The organism is Delftia sp. ZNC0008 (assembly GCF_000799035.1).
GTDB classification, from domain to species: Bacteria; Pseudomonadota; Gammaproteobacteria; order Burkholderiales; family Burkholderiaceae_C; genus Comamonas; species Comamonas tsuruhatensis.
In genome coordinates, this window is record NZ_JTKZ01000940.1 from 1 (window position 1) to 17,613 (window position 17,613).

At 67.2% G+C, this 17,613-nt stretch carries 15 protein-coding genes; 9 read left to right on the forward strand and 6 right to left on the reverse strand.

Annotation, left to right across the window (positions count from 1 at the left end):
* The coding region (locus L995_RS30195; protein ID WP_047475142.1) for a PfkB family carbohydrate kinase at positions 1-205 on the forward strand (205 nt) is incomplete at its 5' end.
* A gap of 23 nt (positions 206-228) precedes the next feature.
* Positions 229-1,983, forward strand: a complete 1,755-nt coding sequence (locus tag L995_RS30200; protein WP_047475143.1) for a PTS fructose transporter subunit IIC — start codon at positions 229-231, stop codon at positions 1,981-1,983.
* 44 nt (positions 1,984-2,027) lie between these two features.
* Here L995_RS30200 and proX read toward each other — a convergent pair whose 3' ends face one another.
* The 4 genes from proX to L995_RS30220 form a co-directional block, all read right to left on the reverse strand.
* On the reverse strand, positions 2,028-3,074 hold the full coding sequence (gene proX, locus L995_RS30205; protein WP_046985394.1) for a glycine betaine/L-proline ABC transporter substrate-binding protein ProX: 1,047 nt from the start codon (positions 3,072-3,074) through the stop codon (positions 2,028-2,030).
* 110 nt (positions 3,075-3,184) lie between these two features.
* A complete protein-coding gene (gene proW / locus L995_RS30210; protein ID WP_047475144.1) occupies positions 3,185-4,384 on the reverse strand; it encodes a glycine betaine/L-proline ABC transporter permease ProW in 1,200 nt (399 codons plus the stop codon).
* Positions 4,381-5,715 (reverse strand): glycine betaine/L-proline ABC transporter ATP-binding protein ProV, encoded by a 1,335-nt coding sequence (proV, locus tag L995_RS30215; RefSeq protein ID WP_016453088.1) that lies wholly within the window; start codon positions 5,713-5,715, stop codon positions 4,381-4,383. The genes proW and proV overlap by 4 nt, the downstream gene beginning before the upstream one ends.
* A gap of 743 nt (positions 5,716-6,458) precedes the next feature.
* Complete coding sequence (locus tag L995_RS30220) at positions 6,459-7,067, reverse strand: TIGR00645 family protein (RefSeq protein WP_012204594.1); 609 nt, start codon at positions 7,065-7,067, stop codon at positions 6,459-6,461.
* Positions 7,068-7,298: 231 nt separating this feature from the next.
* On the opposite strand from L995_RS30220, the gene acs reads away from it, so the two are divergent.
* Both acs and L995_RS30230 read left to right on the forward strand, forming a co-directional pair.
* A complete protein-coding gene (gene acs / locus L995_RS30225; RefSeq protein ID WP_016445177.1) occupies positions 7,299-9,299 on the forward strand; it encodes an acetate--CoA ligase in 2,001 nt (666 codons plus the stop codon).
* 175 nt (positions 9,300-9,474) lie between these two features.
* A complete protein-coding gene (locus L995_RS30230) occupies positions 9,475-9,957 on the forward strand; it encodes a hypothetical protein (protein ID WP_016445178.1) in 483 nt (160 codons plus the stop codon).
* A 107-nt stretch (positions 9,958-10,064) separates the two neighbouring features.
* Here the strand turns inward: L995_RS30230 and L995_RS30235 are convergent, their stop codons facing one another.
* Positions 10,065-10,370 (reverse strand): c-type cytochrome, encoded by a 306-nt coding sequence (locus L995_RS30235; protein WP_016445179.1) that lies wholly within the window; start codon positions 10,368-10,370, stop codon positions 10,065-10,067.
* 107 nt (positions 10,371-10,477) lie between these two features.
* Between L995_RS30235 and L995_RS30240 the strand changes: the two genes are divergently transcribed.
* Positions 10,478-10,720 carry a TIGR04438 family Trp-rich protein gene (locus L995_RS30240; RefSeq protein ID WP_016445180.1) on the forward strand — a complete coding sequence of 81 codons (243 nt, stop codon included), beginning with the start codon at positions 10,478-10,480 and terminating at the stop codon, positions 10,718-10,720.
* Between the two features lie 189 nt (positions 10,721-10,909).
* Complete coding sequence (ilvD, locus tag L995_RS30245; RefSeq protein ID WP_016445181.1) at positions 10,910-12,769, forward strand: dihydroxy-acid dehydratase; 1,860 nt, start codon at positions 10,910-10,912, stop codon at positions 12,767-12,769.
* 328 nt (positions 12,770-13,097) lie between these two features.
* Here the strand turns inward: ilvD and bfr are convergent, their stop codons facing one another.
* Positions 13,098-13,574 carry a bacterioferritin gene (gene bfr, locus L995_RS30250; protein WP_016445182.1) on the reverse strand — a complete coding sequence of 159 codons (477 nt, stop codon included), beginning with the start codon at positions 13,572-13,574 and terminating at the stop codon, positions 13,098-13,100.
* 264 nt (positions 13,575-13,838) lie between these two features.
* On the opposite strand from bfr, the gene L995_RS30255 reads away from it, so the two are divergent.
* The 3 genes from L995_RS30255 to L995_RS30265 form a co-directional block, all read left to right on the forward strand.
* Positions 13,839-14,681, forward strand: coding sequence for a p-hydroxycinnamoyl CoA hydratase/lyase (locus tag L995_RS30255; RefSeq protein WP_016445183.1), 843 nt, complete (start codon positions 13,839-13,841; stop codon positions 14,679-14,681).
* Between the two features lie 164 nt (positions 14,682-14,845).
* A complete protein-coding gene (locus L995_RS30260) occupies positions 14,846-17,023 on the forward strand; it encodes an acetate--CoA ligase family protein (RefSeq protein ID WP_047475147.1) in 2,178 nt (725 codons plus the stop codon).
* A 106-nt stretch (positions 17,024-17,129) separates the two neighbouring features.
* A partial coding sequence (locus tag L995_RS30265; RefSeq protein WP_047475149.1) for an MFS transporter occupies positions 17,130-17,613 on the forward strand: 484 nt, incomplete at its 3' end.

A 17,613-nucleotide genomic window follows, 5' to 3' on the forward strand; every position in this document is an offset into this window, starting at 1 on the left:
CCGCGTCTCCGTGGGCGCGGGCGATGCCATGGTCGCGGGCATGGTGGCCGCGCGACTGCGCGGACTGGATCTGGCGGACACCGCACGCCTGTCCACGGCCAGCGCGCTGGCCTGGCTGCAGGCCGCGCCCGCGCGCGAAGTCGATGCCAACCGCGTCCAGGCCCTGGCTGCCAGCGTGCTGCTGGAGCCATGCCAGTGGCCGTGATCCCCCATTCTTCAGGAGCTCTCATGAACCCTCTTTTTGTGGTGATCGCAGCCGCCGGGCACGACGCCGAAGCGCTGCTGGCCGCCGAAGCCCTGCGCCATGCGGCCGGACAGCGTCCCTTGGCCGTGGAAGTGCGCGCCAGCGGCGGTGTGATCGGGCTGCATGCAGCCGATGCCGCCGCGCAGGCCGGGCAATTGCTGATCGTGGGGGATGCCGGCACCGATGACGATGCAGATACCGACGCCGATGCCTCCCGCTTCGTGCAGGCCGCCGTCGAGCGCTGCAGCCTGCGCGAGGCGCTCGACGATCCGGCCGGCGTGCTGGCACGCTGCGCTGCCGCCAGTCCCGCTGGCGAGCGCATGGGCGAGAACATGGGCAAGCGCACGGGCAAGCGGATCGTGGCCGTCACCTCCTGCCCCACGGGCATCGCCCATACCTTCATGGCGGCCGAGGGGCTGCAGCGCGGCGCGGCTGCGCTGGGCCACGCCATGCGCGTGGAGACACAAGGCTCGGTGGGCGCGCTCGATGCGCTGACGCCGCAGGAGATTGCCGAGGCCGACCTGGTCATCATCGCCGCCGACCGCGAGGTGGATCTCTCGCGCTTCGCGGGCAAGCCGCTGCTGCGCAGCGGCACCAAGCCGGCCATACGCGACGGCTCGGGCCTGATCACCCGGGCGCTGGCCGAAGCCGCCGTGCATGGTGTCGCCGTGGGCGCTGCTGCGGCAGGCGGCGCCGCGCCCACGCCGGCCCGGACCCAGGGTGGTGCCTATCGCCACCTGATGACCGGCGTGTCCTTCATGCTGCCCTTCGTCACGGCGGGCGGCATTCTGATCGCCATGGCCTTTGCGCTGGGCGGCATCTATGTCCATGACGATGCCCACCAGGGCACGCTGGGATGGACGCTGTTCCAGATCGGCGCCAAGGGCGGCTTTGCGCTGATGGTGCCGGCACTGGCCGGCTATATCGCCTATTCCATTGCCGACCGGCCCGGCATTGCGCCGGGCATGATCGGCGGGATGATCGCGTCCAGCATGGGGGCGGGATTCATCGGCGGCATTGCGGCCGGCTTCATCGCAGGCTACGGCGTGGCCTTCATGGCGGCGCACATCCGGCTGCCGCAGGCGCTCAAGGGCCTGCTGCCCATGCTGATCCTGCCTGTGCTGGGCAGCCTGTTCACGGGGCTGCTGATGTTCTATCTGGTTGGTGCGCCCGTGGCCGAGCTGCTGCAGTGGCTGAGCGCCTGGCTGCGCGGCATGCAGGGTGCCAGTGCCTTGCTGCTGGGCCTGTTGCTGGGCGCGATGATGGCCTTTGACATGGGCGGGCCGGTGAACAAGGCCGCCTATGCGTTTTCCACGGGAATGATCGCGAGCCAGGTCTACACGCCCATGGCTGCAGCCATGATCGCCGGCATGACGCCGCCGCTGGGGCTGGCCCTGGCCACGCGCCTGTTTGCCGACCGCTTCACGCGCGAGGAGCGCGGCAGCGCCGCCTCGGCCGGCGTGCTGGGCCTGGCCTTTGTCACCGAGGGGGCCATTCCCTACGCGGCGCGCGATCCGCTGCGCACGATTCCGGCCCTGGTGCTGGGCTCGGCTGTGGCCGGCGCCGTGTCCATGCTGGCGGGGGTGGAACTGAAGGTGCCGCATGGCGGCATCTTCGTCGCGCCCATTCCCAATGCCGTGACCCACGTGGCCATGTATGCGGTGGCGCTGGTGGCAGGCGTGGTGGTCACGGCCATCGCCCTGCGCATGTTCAAAAGGCCCGCCGAAGCGGGCCTTTGAAGCAGGAAGCCGGGGGAGCGCCTGGCGCGGCTCCCCCGCAGCGTTCAGCGGGCTGCGGCGCGGGCCTGTTCCAGCCAGCCGTCGAAGGTCTTCTGGTGGGCCTTGATCCAGCCGTCCACATGGCGGTTGATGTCCGAAGGCTTGCTCTGGCCCTGGCTCATCATGTGGTTCTGTGCGCTGATGTCACCCACGGGGACCTGCATCAGCTCGAACAACTTGGCGGCATCGGGATGCTTGTCGGTGAAGGCCTTGTTGGCGATGATCTGCTGCTTGTTCACCACGAAGCCGTAGTTCTTGCCGTTGGGCAGCTTGGTGTCCAGCTTGGCCTGCTCGCCGGGCAGCGAGGAGAACGGCACCTCCAGCCACACCACGTCCTTGCCGGGCTTGAGCACGTTGCTCACCCAGTAGGGCGTCCAGGTGTAGTAGAGGATGGGCTTGCCGGCCTTGTAGCGCGAGATGGTGTCGGCGATCAGCGCCGAGTAGGTGCCCTGCTTGTGGGTCACGGTGTCGCGCAGCTTGTAGGCCGTCAGGTGGTGCTCGATCACGGCCTCGCAGCCCCAGCCCGGCGTGCAGCCGGTGAGGTCGGCCTTGCCGTCGCCGTCCGAGTCGAACAGCTTGGCGATCTTGGGGTCCTTGAGCTGGCCGAGGTTGGTGATCTTGTATTCGTCGGCCGTCTTCTTGTCCATCAGGTAGCCCTGGGCGGCGTTGTCCGAGTACACGCCCTTGCGGAACAGCTTTGCGTCGCCGCCCGCGTTCTTGTAGTAGTCGGCGTGCAGCGGGTTCCAGTGCGTGGCCAGGAAAGTGGCATCGCCATTGGCAATCGCCACGTGGGCCGTGGGGTACTCGACCTCCTGGAAGGGCTGCACGTCATAGCCCAGCTTCTCCAGGGCCTTCATGACGATGAGGGTCTGGAAGCTCTCTTCGGCGATGGAGCTCTTCAGTGGCAACACCTTCACGCCCTTTCCGGGCTGTTCGTCGGCCGACCATGCGCTGGCGCTGGCCAGCGCAATGCCTGTGGCGATGGCGCCGGCGCGCAGCCAGTGGCGCAGTGCGTTGGCCTGCAGTCGGTTGGGGTTCAGGGCTTGGATCATCCTCGGGTTCCTCCGTTGTGTGATGAAAGGGGAGCGGGCGGCCAGCGGGGCTGGCCGTTTTTCGGGAAGGCGGCGCGGCAGAAGGCCCGTCCGCGCCGCAGGCAAGGCGTTCAGCTGGTGCTGCCGCGATGAACCGGCTTGCTGCCGGCGCCCAGCAGGCGGGCAATGCAGCCGGCGGGGCCGCTGTGCCACCAGCGCGCACCGCCACGTGTGGTCTGTCCCATGGCCTGGGTGATGCGGTCCAGCACGATGGCCAGCAGCACGATGCCCAGGCCGCCCACGGTGGCCAGGCCCATGTCCAGGCGGCCGATGCCGCGCAGCACCATCTGGCCCAGGCCGCCCACGGCGATCATGGAGGCGATCACCACCATCGACAGCGACAGCATCAGCGCCTGGTTCACGCCGGCCATGATGGACGGCATGGCCAGCGGCAGCTGCACCTTCCACAGCAGCTGCCAGGGCGAGGCGCCGTACGCGCGGCTGGCCTCGATCAGGTCGGGGCGCACCTGGCGGATACCCAGGTTGGTCAGGCGGATCAGCGGCGGCAGCGCGAAGATGATGGTCACGATCACGCCGGGCACGTTGCCGATGCCGAACAGCATCACCACGGGCACCAGGTAGACGAAGGCCGGCGTGGTCTGCATGGCGTCGAGCAGCGGCCGCGTCCAGCGCTGGGCACGGTCGCTGGAGGCCAGCAGGATGCCCACGGGCAGCCCGATGACCATGCAGAACACCAGCGAGGTCAGCACCAGCGACAGCGTCACCATGGCCTCGGGCCAGATGCCCAGCATGGCGACGACCACCAGCGAAACGGCGGCGCCAATGGCCATGGCGCGGCCCGCGAACTGCCAGGCCACCAGGGTCAGGATCAGGATCAGCAGCGGCCAGGGCAGGGCCAGCATGGCATCGGTGATGCCCGACAGCGTGCCGTCGATGGGCGTGCGCACGGCCTGGAAGAAGGGGCGGAAATGGTGGACCACCCATTCCAGGCCGCTGTTGATCCAGCCCTGCACGGGCAGGCCGTCCGTGGTCAGTTGGTGCCAGAGGCTGGCCTGTGCGTCGTCGGGAACCCCGGCCGACGCGCCCAGCCAGTCGCCGCCCGGTGCATCGCCGCTGCTGGCAGCGCCCCAGGGATCGGGCGACGCATCGGCGGGCGCCTGCGTGGAGGCGGCTGCCCAGGGATCGGCGCTTGCGGGGGCCGCGGCATCGGCGGCAGCAGGGGCTGCGTTTGCATTGGCGCCTGCTTCGGACCAGGGATCGGTGGCGGCAGCGGCGGTGTTCGGGTTCAGGTTGTTGTTGGCATCGCTCATGCGGCATCTCCTTGTCGTTGTTCGATCGGCTCCACGGTCGGCGCGACGGTGGGGGCAACGGTGGGAGCGTTGGAGGCCGGGAAATGCGGGTTGAGCGTGACCGGCGGCACGATCTCCTGCGGCGGCGGCACGGGCGGCGTGTCGCGGTCCAGGAAGCGCAGCATGGTGGTGCGGCTGACCACGCCCATGAACTGGCCGTCGTCGCTGGTCACCGGCAGCGCGCAGGGCGCAGCGGCCACGGGGCCGAACAGCTCGGCCACGGGCGTGCCTGCGGACAGCGGCTCCACGTTGGGCAGGAAGGCGTGGCTCAGGCCCAGCATGCCCGGGCGGCCATGCAGTGCGTCGCGCAGCGATTGCGAGGACACCACGCCCAGGAAGCGGCGGCGCGCGTTGACCACATAGGCGTAGTCGCGATCGGAGTCTTCCAGCAGGCGCTGGGCTGCGCGGCAGCCGCGGTCGCTGTGCTCCGACACCACGGTCAGGGCCTGGCGCGCAATGTCCCCGGCCTTGAAGACCGAGGCCGCGTCCACGCCGCGCACGAAGCTGCGCACATAGTCGTCGGCGGGGCTGCGCAGGATCTCGTCGGGCGTGCCGACCTGGATCACCTGGCCGTCCTTCATGATGGCGATGCGGTCGCCGATGCGCATGGCCTCGTCCAGGTCATGCGAGATGAAGACGATGGTGCGGCGCTGGATCTGCTGCAGGCGCAGCAGCTCGGACTGCATCTCGGTGCGGATGATGGGGTCCAGGGCCGAGAAGGCCTCGTCCATCAGCAGGATGGACGGATCGGACGCCAGCGCCCGGGCCAGGCCCACGCGCTGCTGCATGCCGCCCGACAGCTCGTCGGGATAGCTTGCGCCCCAGGCGCCCAGGCCCACCTGCTCCAGCGCGGCCTGGGCCTGCTTCTGGCGCTCGGCCTTGTCGGCGCCGGCCAGCTCCAGGCCGAAGGCCGTGTTGTCCAGCACCGTCATGTGCGGCATCAGCGCAAAGGACTGGAACACCATGGAGATGTCCTTGCGGCGCAGCGCGCGCAGATCGCGCTCGCTCAGGGCATTGATGTCCTGGCCATCGACCACGATGCGCCCGGCCGTGGGCTCGATCAGGCGGTTGAGCATGCGCACCAGGGTGGACTTGCCCGAGCCCGACAGGCCCATGACGACGAAGATCTCGCCGGCCTCGATGGTGAAGTCGGCGTCGAACACGCCGATGGACTGGCCCGTGCGCTCCAGGATCTCCTGTTTGCTCAGGCCTTGTTGGACGAGCTCGAGTGCGGTCCTGGGGTCGTCCCCGAAAACCTTGAACACATGATCGATGATGATCTGCTTGGCCACTGTGGCGTTCTCCTTTTGGGTGAGATGGAACACAGTCCAGCGTCCTCGACGGGCGAAGACGCTGGCGCGCAAGCCAAAAATGAAGCCCTGATGCCGTTCGCTGCAGGGGACGGCCGTCCCCCGTTGCTGGAATTCAAACAGGTGCGAAAGCACCCGAGACGGCTCGGATGGCACGCGAAGCGGTGCGCAAGAGCCAGAGGTCGAGAGCAGCCGGCGGCAAGCGCGCGCGGTGTCTCAGGCGGGCATCGTGGCTGAAGATCAGCCAGCGCGATGCCCCACAACATCAGGACCGAGTTTCGGCCCGGTTGACGGGGCTGTGCCGGGAGCACAACGATCCGCCGGAGGGATCGGCAGGCCGTGAAGACGGTGCCGATGACCTGCTTGGCAGGTTGTAAAGAAGCCGAAATTATATAAAACAGGTTTTACTGCGTCAAAACGCATGAGCCGAAGAAGGCCTGTTTTGGGCTGTTTCAAGCCCTTGGGGGATGCAATCCGGCCATTATTTGCTCTCTTAATGAGAGCGTTGAGGCCATGATTCACAAGGCATATGCTGTCATCGATGAATAAAATCGGTCAAGCGTCAGCTTGAGGAAAGCTTCAGGCCCGATCTGCGGCAAAAAGCGTGCCTGGTGCGCTGGCCGGCCGGGCGCTGGCAGGTGACCGACCCGTTGCCTGCGCCCGCCCATGAAAAAAGCCCCGCAGCGGCTGGCGCTGCGGGGCTTCGGTGCGGGATGCCGACGGGCTCAGTGGTTGCTGGCCGTGCTGTTGATCAGCTTGTCGGTATAGGCGATGGCCAGGGCGCTGGCCAGGAAGGTGACGTGGATGATGGTCTGCCACATCAGCACCTTGACGTCGTAGCTGCCCGCGTTGATGAAGGTCTTGAGCAGGTGGATGGAGCTGATGCCGATGATGGACAGGGCCAGCTTGACCTTGAGGATGGAGGCGTTCACGTGGCCCAGCCACTCGGGCTGGTCGGGGTGGCTGTCCAGGCCCAGGCGGCTGACGAAGGTTTCGTAGCCGCCCACGATGACCATGATCAGCAGGTTGGAGATCATCACCACGTCGATCAGCGCCAGCACCACCAGCATGATGATGGTTTCGTTGAGCGCGCCAATGGGCGCATCGTGCTTGTAGCCGATGCTGGTGATCAGCGCCTGCAGCGCTTCCTGGTTGCCGAAGGCGGCCTCGATCAGGTGCCACAGCTCCAGCAGGAAGTGCCAGACGTAGACGCCCTGGGCGGCGATCAGGCCCAGGTACAGCGGCAGCTGCAGCCAGCGGCTGGCGAAGATCAGGGAGGGCAGGGGACGCAGGGGGGAGCCGGGGGCTCGGTTGGAGTTTTGCTGGCGGGCCATGGTGGTCGGTCGCGCTTGTCTTGCGTGGGGGCGTGGATGGGAGGGGACAATGGCCGTGGAAAACGGGCGCGCGATTTTAGCGGCGAAACAGGCCATTGCCGGTGACAGCCAGGAACTGCGGGGAATCCCCAGGTAGACGCGCCCAAGGGTGTTTCAGTCAGTGGCATGTAAGACCGGCCCCCGACAGTCACACCACAATTTTTATTTGGCCAGCCCAGGAGACAAGCAAGCATGAGCACCGCAACAGCATCCCCCATTGAATCGGTACTGGTGGAGAACCGGGTCTTCCCGCCGCCGGCAGACTTTGCCGCCAAGGCCCGCATCTCCGGCATGGAGCAGTACAAGGCGCTGTGCGCCGAGGCAGAGAACGACTACCAGGGCTTCTGGGCCCGCCTGGCGCGCGAGAACGTGGTCTGGTCCAAGCCCTTCACCCAGGTGCTGGACGACAGCAATCCCCCCTTCTTCCGCTGGTTCGCCGATGGCGAACTCAATGCCAGCGCCAATTGCCTGGACAAGCACATGGGCACGGCCGTCGAGCACAAGACGGCCATCATCTTCGAGGCCGATGGCGGCGAGGTCACCAAGGTCAGCTACCGCGAGCTGCTGGAGCGCGTCTCGCAGTTCGCCAACGCGCTCAAGGCGCAGGGCGTGCAAAAGGGTGACCGTGTCCTGATCTACATGCCCATGACCATCGAGGGCGTGGTGGCCATGCAGGCCTGCGCGCGCATCGGCGCCACGCACAGCGTGGTGTTCGGCGGCTTCTCGGCCAAGGCGGTGCAGGAACGCATCGTCGACGTGGGCGCCGTGGCCGTGATCACCGCCAACTACCAGATGCGCGGCGGCAAGGAACTGCCGCTCAAGGCCATCGTGGACGACGCGCTGGCGCTGGGCGGCTGCGAGGCCGTGCGCCATGTCTTCGTCTACGAGCGCACGGCCACGGCCTGTGCCATGACGGCGGGCCGCGACAAGACCTTCGGCGAGATCCTGGCCGGCCAGAGCACGGAGTGCGCGCCCGTGGCCGTGGATTCCGAGCACCCGCTGTTCATCCTCTACACCAGCGGCTCCACCGGCAAGCCCAAGGGCGTGCAGCACTGCACGGGCGGCTATGTGCTGTGGGCCAAGCAGACCATGGAGTGGACCTTCGACCTCAAGCCCAGCGACGTGTTCTGGTGCACGGCCGACATCGGCTGGATCACGGGCCACACCTACGTGGCCTACGGCCCGCTGGCCGCTGGCGCCACGCAGATCGTGTTCGAGGGCGTGCCCACCTTCCCCAATGCGGGCCGCTTCTGGCAGATGATCGAGCGCCACGGCTGCACCATCTTCTACACGGCGCCCACGGCCATCCGCTCGCTGATCAAGGCCGCCGACAGCGATGCCGCCGTGCATCCGAAGAACTGGAACCTGTCCAGCCTGCGCCTGCTGGGCAGCGTGGGCGAGCCCATCAATCCCGAGGCCTGGATGTGGTACCACAAGCATGTGGGCGGCGAGCGCTGCCCCATCGTGGACACCTTCTGGCAGACCGAGAACGGCGGCCACGTGATCGCCCCCATGCCGGGTGCCACGCCGCTGGTGCCGGGTTCGTGCACGCTGCCGCTGCCGGGCATCATGGCCGCCATCGTCGACGAGACCGGCCACGAACTGCCCAACGGCGCAGGCGGCCTGCTGGTGGTCACCAAGCCCTGGCCCAGCATGATCCGCACCATCTGGGGCGACCCCGAGCGCTTCAAGAAGAGCTATTTCCCGGCCGAACTCGGCGGGCAGACCTATCTGGCAGGCGACGGCGCCGTGCGCAGCGAGGACCGGGGCTACTTCCGCATCACCGGCCGCATCGACGACGTGCTCAATGTCTCCGGCCACCGCATGGGCACGATGGAGATCGAATCGGCCCTGGTCGCCAAGACGGATCTGGTGGCCGAGGCCGCCGTCGTGGGCCGCCCCGACGACCTGACCGGCGAGGCCATCTGCGCCTTCGTGGTGCTGAAGCGGGCACGCCCCACGGGCGAGGAAGCCAAGCAGATCGCCAAGGAGCTGCGCGACTGGGTGGCCAAGGAAATCGGCCCCATCGCCAAGCCCAAGGACATTCGCTTCGGCGACAACCTGCCCAAGACGCGCAGCGGCAAGATCATGCGCCGCCTGCTGCGCTCGATTGCCAAGGGCGAGGCCATCACCCAGGACACGAGCACGCTGGAGAACCCGGCCATCCTCGACCAGCTGGCCGAGACGAACTGAGGTCCGGCACGACCGCCATGAAGAACCGGAGCCCTGGCTCCGGTTTTTTCTTGGCCGGACTGCGGGCGGCGCCCTGTCTTGCAGTCCTATTTTGTGTGGGCCGACAGCTCAGGCATGATGGTTGCGGTACAACCGAAGCTGTTGCTTTCACCACTGCCGAGGGAGGCCTTTCACCATGAATCTGAGAACCCTGTCGCTGCTGATCACCGTGGCCCTGATTGCGCTGCTGGCGGCATTCAACTGGAACACGCTGGCCGCACCATCCGTCGTGTCGCTGGGCGTCACCGATGTCCAGGCGCCGCTGGGCGTGCTGATGCTGGCGCTGACCTGCCTGCTGGGCGTGTTCTTCGTCGCCTATGTGCTGTGGCTGCAGGGCTCGGTGCTGATGGAGGCGCGCCGACACGCCAAGGAAATGCAGGCCCAGCGCGACCTGGCCGACAAGGCCGAGGCCTCGCGCTTCACCGAGCTGCGCACCGTGCTGGAAGACCTGCATGCGCGTGACAAGGAGGTGCTGATGGCGCGGCTGGATGCGCTGGAGGCCCATCTGGTGCAGCGCGCCCAGGAGTCGGACAACAGCACGGCCGCCTATGTGGGGCAGCTGGAGCAGCAGGTACGCCTGCACCAGCAGCCCGGCACGGGCGCTGCGGACTACAGGTAAGGGGGCCGGGCCCGGATTCACCGGCGGACCATGAAAAAACCGCGCGACTTGCGTAGCGCGGTTTTTTTGCGGGCCCTGAGGCGGGGGCCCCGAAAGAAAGGCGGAGCCTACTTCAGCGACATCACCCAGGCGGCCAGCTTCTTGGCATCGGCTTCGTTGACCTGGGGGTTGGCGGGCATGGGAACCGGGCCCCAGACGCCGCTGCCGCCCTTCATGATCTTGCCTGCCAGCTTGTCCACAGCGTCCTTCTGGCCGGCGTACTTGGCGGCCACATCCTTGTAGGAGGGGCCCACCAGCTTCTTGTCCACTGCGTGGCATGCCATGCAGTTCTTGGAGGTGGCAAGTGCCTGGTCGGCCATGGCGGGGGCCACGGCGGCGACGGTCAGGGCAAATGCAATCAATGTCTGCTTCATCATGAGTTCCTGGGGTGTTGTCGGGAATAATTATGCGAACCATTGTAGTGGGCGCGCATGCGTGATGCGTTACCTCGTGTGAAGCGCTTTGTGGCGAAGGAGAAGTGATGTATCTGTTGGGAATTGCGGTCCTGCTCACCCTGCTCAAGCTGGCCGATATCGAACCTGTCGCCACCTGGTCGTGGTACGTCATCCTGGGCGCCTATGGCTTGACGGCGGCCTGGTGGGCCTGGGCGGACATGTCGGGCTACACCAAGCGGCGCGCGGCCGACAAGATCGAGCAGCGGCGCCTGAAGCGCATCGAAAAGAACAAGGAAGCCATGGGCACGGGCACGCGTTCGCGCCGCTGATCGGATCTGAATTGCGCAGCAGGCTTCGCCGCAGGCGATGCCTGGGGTCTGCAAAGGGGCGGTCCACGCTGGCCGGGGCATTCCTGCGCCCCAGCAGTGCGGCGGGTGCTGCGCCATAATCTTCGCCCAGACCCTGGCCTTCCCCACAGGACCAGGGACGGACCGAGACGACAGACAACTGGATTGCCCATGCCCGCATACCGTTCCAAGACTTCCACCGGCGGCCGCAACATGGCTGGTGCGCGCGCCCTGTGGCGTGCCACCGGCATGAAGGATGGCGACTTCGACAAGCCCATCATCGCCATCGCCAATTCCTTCACGCAGTTCGTGCCCGGCCACGTCCACCTCAAGGACCTGGGCCAGCTGGTGGCGCGCGAGATCGAGGCCGCAGGCGGCGTGGCCAAGGAATTCAACACCATCGCCGTGGACGACGGCATCGCCATGGGCCACGACGGCATGCTGTATTCGCTGCCCAGCCGCGACATCATCGCGGACTCGGTGGAGTACATGGTCAACGCCCACTGTGCCGACGCGCTGGTGTGCATCTCCAACTGCGACAAGATCACCCCCGGCATGCTGATGGCTGCCATGCGGCTGAACATTCCCGTGATCTTCGTCTCGGGCGGCCCCATGGAAGCGGGCAAGACCAAGCTGGCCAATCCCACCACGCACACGCTGGAGTTCAAGAAGCTGGACCTGGTCGATGCCATGGTGATCGCGGCCGACTCCAACTACACCGACGAGCAGGTCGCCCAGGTCGAGCGCTCGGCCTGCCCCACCTGCGGTTCGTGCTCGGGCATGTTCACCGCCAACTCCATGAACTGCCTGACCGAGGCCCTGGGCCTGTCCCTGCCCGGCAACGGCACGGTGTTGGCCACGCATGCCGACCGCGAGGAACTGTTCAAGCGCGCCGGCCGCCGCATCGTCGAGCTGGCCCGCGAGTACTACGAGCAGGAAGACGCATCCGTGCTGCCGCGCTCGGTGGGCTTCAAGGCCTTCGAGAACGCGATGACGCTGGACATCGCCATGGGCGGCTCCACCAACACCATCCTGCACCTGCTGGCCATTGCCCGTGAAGCCGAGATCGACTTCACCATGGCCGACATCGACCGCCTCTCGCGCCAGGTGCCCCAGCTGTGCAAGGTCGCGCCCAACACGCAGAAGTACCACATCGAGGATGTGCACCGCGCCGGCGGCATCTTCGCCATCCTGGGCGAGCTGGCTCGCGCCGGAAAGCTGCACACCGACGTGCCCACCGTGCACGCCAAGACCCTGGGCGAAGGCCTGGCGCAGTGGGACATCACCACCACCCAGGACGAAGCCGTGCGGCACTTCTACCTGGCAGGACCGGCCGGCATCCCCACCCAGGTGGCCTTCAGCCAGAACACGCGCTGGCCCAGCCTGGACCTGGACCGTGCAGAAGGCTGCATCCGCTCCTACGAGCACGCCTTCTCCAAGGAGGGCGGCCTGGCCGTGCTGACGGGCAACATCGCCCTGGACGGCTGCGTGGTCAAGTCGGCCGGCGTGGACGAAAGCATCCATGTGTTCGAGGGCACGGCCCACGTGACCGAGTCGCAGGACGAGGCCGTGCAGAACATCCTGGACGACAAGGTCAAGGCCGGTGACATCGTCATCGTGCGCTACGAAGGCCCCAAGGGCGGCCCCGGCATGCAGGAAATGCTGTACCCGACCAGCTACATCAAGTCCAAGGGCCTGGGCAAGGCCTGCGCGCTGCTGACGGACGGGCGCTTCTCGGGCGGCACCTCGGGCCTGTCCATCGGCCACTGCTCTCCTGAAGCTGCCGCTGGCGGCGCCATCGGTCTGGTGAAGAACGGCGACCGCATCCGCATCGACATTCCCAACCGCAGCATCAACGTGCTGGTCTCCGACGAGGAACTGGCCCGCCGCCGCGCCGAGCAGGATGCCAAGGGCTGGAAGCCCGCCCAGCCGCGCCCGCGCAAGGTCTCGGCCGCGCTCAAGGCCTATGCCAAGCTGGTGATGTCGGCCGACAAGGGCGCCGTGCGCGACCTGTCGCTGCTGGACGACTGACACCGGGCTGCACCGCCGCCCGGCGGTGCGCACCCGATGGAAATGAAAAGGGATGGAAGGCCTTGCGGCTTTCCATCCCTTTTTCTTTTCTCTTCTCTCAGGCCCTCGAGGGCTCTTGTTTCATCGTGGGGCGACCGGCTTGCCGTTTCATCGTGGAGCAAACAGCCCACTCTCATTTATGGGAAGTGCCTGAAAAACTGGCGCGGCCAAAACAAGGGACAGCGAGCAAGGGCCGCCCCGCCGCGAGGCTGTCGTCCCCCTCCCGCGAAGCGAGAGAGGGCGCCGTGCACACGGGGGAAGGCGCGAAGCGCCTCAGGGGGAGCTTCATTCAGGCCGGTTCGCCCATCTTGCTTTGCAGGTAGTTGGGCAGGCCGATCTTCTCGATCAGGCCCAGTTGCTTCTCCAGCCAGTAGGCGTGGTCTTCCTCGGTGTCGCGCAGCTGGGCCAGCAGCAGGTCGCGGCTGTTGTAGTCGCCGTGGCGCTCGCACAGGGCCATGGCCGAGCGCAGGCTGTCGCGCACGCGGTATTCGGTGGCCAGGTCCTTGCGCAGCATCTCTTCGACGGTCTCGCCGGGCGTGAACTCGTGCGGGCGCATGTCGGGGCGGCCGCCCAGGAACAGGATGCGGCGCAGGATGGCGTCGGCGTGCTGGGTTTCCTCTTCCATCTCATGGCCGATGCGCTCGAACAGGCGCAGCAGGCCCTGGTCCTCGTACTGGCGCGAGTGGATGAAGTACTGGTCGCGTGCGGAAAGTTCGCCGCGCAGCAGCTCTATGAGGCATTCGATGACTTCTGGCTGGCCTTGCATGTTCTTCTTCTCCTGACTGTGTTGAACACCGCAAGTATCGCGTGAACCCCCGGATCGGCCAAAACACCTGCCGCAATTCCCCGCGTGCCGCGCATTGCATGCATGCGCGACGCAGAAGCATTCGCATCGCCACCGGTCTGGGTGGTGACCGGCCTAGGGTAAACGCTGTATTGCTATGTCGAATAATAGTTATTTATCATAACGATTATGGATCCGAAGCATCGGTGTCCAACCTCCCATTTCCCTTTTGCACAAGGAAGCGCAATGAGCACCGAACGTACCGAAGAACAGACCGTGTCCTGCACCGTCGAAGGCCGCGTGGCCTGGGTGAAATTCAACCGCCCCGAAAAGCGCAACGCCATGAGCCCCCAGCTCAACCGCCAGATGATGCGCGTGCTCGACGACCTGGAGTTTCGTGACGACGTGGGCGTGGTCGTTCTGGCCGGTGAGGGCACGGCCTGGACTGCCGGCATGGACCTGAAGGAATACTTCCGCGAGACCGAGGCCACGGGCCTGGCCGGCACCCGCAAGGCCCAGCGCGAGAGCTATGGCTGGTGGCGCCGCCTGCGCTGGTTCCAGAAGCCGACCATCGCCATGGTCAACGGCTGGTGCTTCGGCGGCGGCTACGGCCCGCTGTTCGCCTGCGACCTGGCCTTTGCCTCGGATGACGCCAAGTTCGGCCTGTCCGAAATCAACTGGGGCATCCTGCCCGGCGGCGGCGCCTCCAAGGTGGCGGTGGAGCTGCTGTCCTTTCGCCGCGCCATGTACCACGCCATGCTCGGCGAGAACATCGACGGCCGCACGGCGGCCGAGTGGGGCCTGGTCAACGAATCCCTGCCGGCCGACCGCCTGCAGGCCCGCGTCACCGAAGTGGCCGAGGCCCTGCTGCAGAAGAACCCCATCGCCCTGAAGGCCACCAAGGACGCCATCCGCCGCGTGCGCGACATGAGCTACGACAACGCCGAGGACTATCTGGTGCGTGCCCAGGAAGCCGCCAACAGCTTCGACAACGAAGGCCGCAAAGAAGGCATGCGCCAGTTCCTGGACGACAAGACCTACAAGCCAGGTCTCGGAACCTACGACTTGAGCAAGCAAGTCACCCCCTGAGGCGCTTCGCGCCTTCCCCCTCTCTAACTCGCTTCGCGAGGGAGGGGGACGACACCCTCAGTGCGGGGCGGCGCGGCCGGCTTAGGCCCTTCCTCGGTGTCCCTCGCTTGGGCAGCGTCCACCACGCGCGGTAGGCCTCCCAGCTTTAATCATTGGAGACAAGAATGACAACGACAGAGATGGCGGCCGCCGTGCGGCCCGACATCGGCAGGCTGCTGAGGCCGCGTTCCATCGCCATCGTCGGCGCCTCGGCCACGCCGGGTGCGCTGGGCGCATCGGTGCTGGGCAATCTGGAGCGCAACGGCTTTGCCGGCGACATCCACCTGATCAATCCCAAGCGCAGCGAGATCGCCGGCCGGGCCTGCCTGGCTTCGGTGGACCAGCTGCCCGAGGGCGTTGACGTGGCCGTGCTGGCCATCCCCCAGCCCTTTGTGCTGGACACGGTGCGCGCGCTGGCGGCGCGGCGCGTGGGCGCAGTGGTGATTTTCTCGGCCGGCTTTGCCGAGGCAGGCGAGCGCGGCATGGCCGAGCAGCGCGAGATCGCACGCATCGCCGCCGAGGCCGGCATGGTGGTGGAGGGTCCCAACTGCCTGGGCTGCATCAACTACCTGCAGCGCGTGCCGCTGACCTTTGTCGAGGTGAATATCGACGCGCAGCAGGTCGATGCCGCGCGGCCCGCCATTGGCGTGGTCTCGCAAAGCGGCGCCATGATGACCGTGCTGTGCACCACGCTGGCCAGCCGCGCGCTGCCGCTGTCGCACGCCATCTCCACGGGCAACGAGGCCGCCAGCCATGCCGAGGACTATGTGGACTTCCTGCTGGAGCAGCCTTCCACGCGCGTGGTCGCCATGATCGTCGAGCAGTTCCGCCAGCCCGGGCGTATTCTGGCCACCGTGGCCCGTGCGCGCAGCCTGGGCAAGTCGGTGGTGCTGCTGCATCCGGGCAAGAGCAGCGCGGCGCGCGCCTCGGCCGCCACGCACACCGGCGCCATGGCCGGCGACTATGCGCTGATGCGCACCAAGCTGGAACGCGCAGGCGCGGTGTTTGCCGAGACACTGGAGGAGCTGGGCGACATCGCCGAGATCGCCATCCGCTGCCCGGTGCTGCCATCGGCTGGTGCAGCCGGTGCAGCAGCTGCAGCTGCAGCTGGAGTTGCCGTGCTGGGCGAGTCCGGTGCCTTCAAGGCGTTGACGCTGGACTGGGCCGAGGAACTGGGCCTGGCCCTGCCCGCCATCGGCGACGACGACTCGCCCGCGCTGCGGGCTGCGCTGCCCGAGTTCGTGGGCGTGAGCAACCCGCTGGACCTCACGGCCCAGGGCCTGGTCGAGCCGGACCTGTATTTCCGCACGCTGGATGCGCTGTTTGGCGATGCGCGCTTTTCCACCATCATCGTCGGCCTGATCCAGGGCGACCCGGTGACCTGCGGCATCAAGATGCCGCCCGTGCTGCGCGCCGTGCGCGAGCTGCGGCCGGCCAAGCCCGTCATCGTGGCGGGCTTGGACGAGGGCGCGGCCGTGCCTGCCGAGTTCATCGCCGAGATGCGTGCGCTGGGCGTGCCGTACTTCCCCAGCACCGAGCGTGCCCTGCGCGCCGTGCAGCGCCTGACCGCCTTCAGCCAGCGCAGTTTCGAGCGCACCGATGCCCAGCCCGTCGCCCTGGCCCTGCCCGCAGGCCGCACGGTGGTGCCCGAGTACGAATCCAAGGCCGTGCTGGCCCAGGCCGGCGTGCCGTTTGCGAAGGGCCGCCTGGCCACCTCGGCCGAGCAGGCCGTGGCGATTGCGGCGGAGATCGGCTGGCCCGTGGCGCTCAAGGCGCAGTCGGCCGACCTCAGCCACAAGAGCGATGCAGGCGGCGTGATTCTGAACATTGCCGATGCGCAGGCCATGGGCGAGGCCTGGAGCCGGCTGCATGCGAATGTGGCCGCCTATGACAGCGCCATTGCGCTGGACGGCGTGCTGGTCGAGGCCATGGGCCGGCATGGCCTGGAGATGATCATCGGCGCGCGCAACGATCCGCAGTGGGGCCCCGTGATCCTGGCGGGCCTGGGCGGCGTGACGGCCGAGATCATGCGCGATGCGCGCCTGCTGGACGCCGACCTGTCCACCAGCGAGGTGCTGCGCGAGCTGGACCGCCTGCAGGGCGCGCCGCTGCTGCACGGCTACCGTGGCGCCCCGGCGCTGGACCGCCAGGCGCTGGCCGAACTCATCGTGCGCCTGGGCCAGGTGCTGCGCGGCACGCCGGCCATCCGCGAGATCGACCTCAACCCGGTCATCGTGCTGCCCGAAGGGCAGGGCGTGGTCGCGCTCGATGCGCTGATGCTGGTCGAGCACAGCGCCGGCTGATGCCCGCGCAAGGGCTGGCGCGGTGCGCCGGCCCTTTTCATGCGCAGCCCTGTCTCGCTTTCCCGCTTTCTTTTTTCCGCTTTCCCTTCCTCCACAGGAGGTCTCCATGAGCCTGCCTTACCCGCCGGGCCGCGTGTCCACGCCCGCGCCGGCCGAGTCGAACGGACTCGGCTATGCCTACTACGTCACCATCATCCTGCTGCTGGCCTACACCCTGTCCTTCGTGGACCGCCAGATCCTGGGCCTGCTGGTGCAGCCCATCAAGAAGGATCTGCAGCTGTCGGACTGGGTCTTCAGCATCGTCCACGGCTTTGCCTTCGCCATCTTCTACACCTTCGTCGGCATCTTCCTGGGGCGCCTGGCCGACCGCTGGAACCGCCGCAACCTCATCGTCATCGGCATGGCGATCTGGGTGGTGGCCACGGCGGCGGGCGGCTATGTCACGGGCTTCGTCTCGCTGTTCGTGGCGCGCATGTTCGTGGGCGTGGGCGAGGCGGCACTGTCGCCGGCGGCCTATTCCATGCTGGCCGACTATTTCCCGCCCGAGCGCCGCGCACGCGCCATGAGCATCTACACCTCGGGCGACGCGG

Excerpts from the sequence above, each read along its gene's own strand:
- L995_RS30200 (WP_047475143.1), top strand. The coding sequence starts at position 229 with ATGAACCCTCTTTTTGTGGTGATCGCAGCCGCCGGGCACGACGCCGAA.
- proX (WP_046985394.1), bottom strand. The coding sequence starts at position 3,074 with ATGATCCAAGCCCTGAACCCCAACCGACTGCAGGCCAACGCACTGCGC.
- proW (WP_047475144.1), bottom strand. The coding sequence starts at position 4,384 with ATGAGCGATGCCAACAACAACCTGAACCCGAACACCGCCGCTGCCGCC.
- L995_RS30220 (WP_012204594.1), bottom strand. The coding sequence starts at position 7,067 with ATGGCCCGCCAGCAAAACTCCAACCGAGCCCCCGGCTCCCCCCTGCGT.
- acs (WP_016445177.1), top strand. The coding sequence starts at position 7,299 with ATGAGCACCGCAACAGCATCCCCCATTGAATCGGTACTGGTGGAGAAC.
- L995_RS30230 (WP_016445178.1), top strand. The coding sequence starts at position 9,475 with ATGAATCTGAGAACCCTGTCGCTGCTGATCACCGTGGCCCTGATTGCG.
- L995_RS30235 (WP_016445179.1), bottom strand. The coding sequence starts at position 10,370 with ATGAAGCAGACATTGATTGCATTTGCCCTGACCGTCGCCGCCGTGGCC.
- L995_RS30240 (WP_016445180.1), top strand. The coding sequence starts at position 10,478 with ATGTATCTGTTGGGAATTGCGGTCCTGCTCACCCTGCTCAAGCTGGCC.
- ilvD (WP_016445181.1), top strand. The coding sequence starts at position 10,910 with ATGCCCGCATACCGTTCCAAGACTTCCACCGGCGGCCGCAACATGGCT.
- bfr (WP_016445182.1), bottom strand. The coding sequence starts at position 13,574 with ATGCAAGGCCAGCCAGAAGTCATCGAATGCCTCATAGAGCTGCTGCGC.
- L995_RS30255 (WP_016445183.1), top strand. The coding sequence starts at position 13,839 with ATGAGCACCGAACGTACCGAAGAACAGACCGTGTCCTGCACCGTCGAA.
- L995_RS30260 (WP_047475147.1), top strand. The coding sequence starts at position 14,846 with ATGACAACGACAGAGATGGCGGCCGCCGTGCGGCCCGACATCGGCAGG.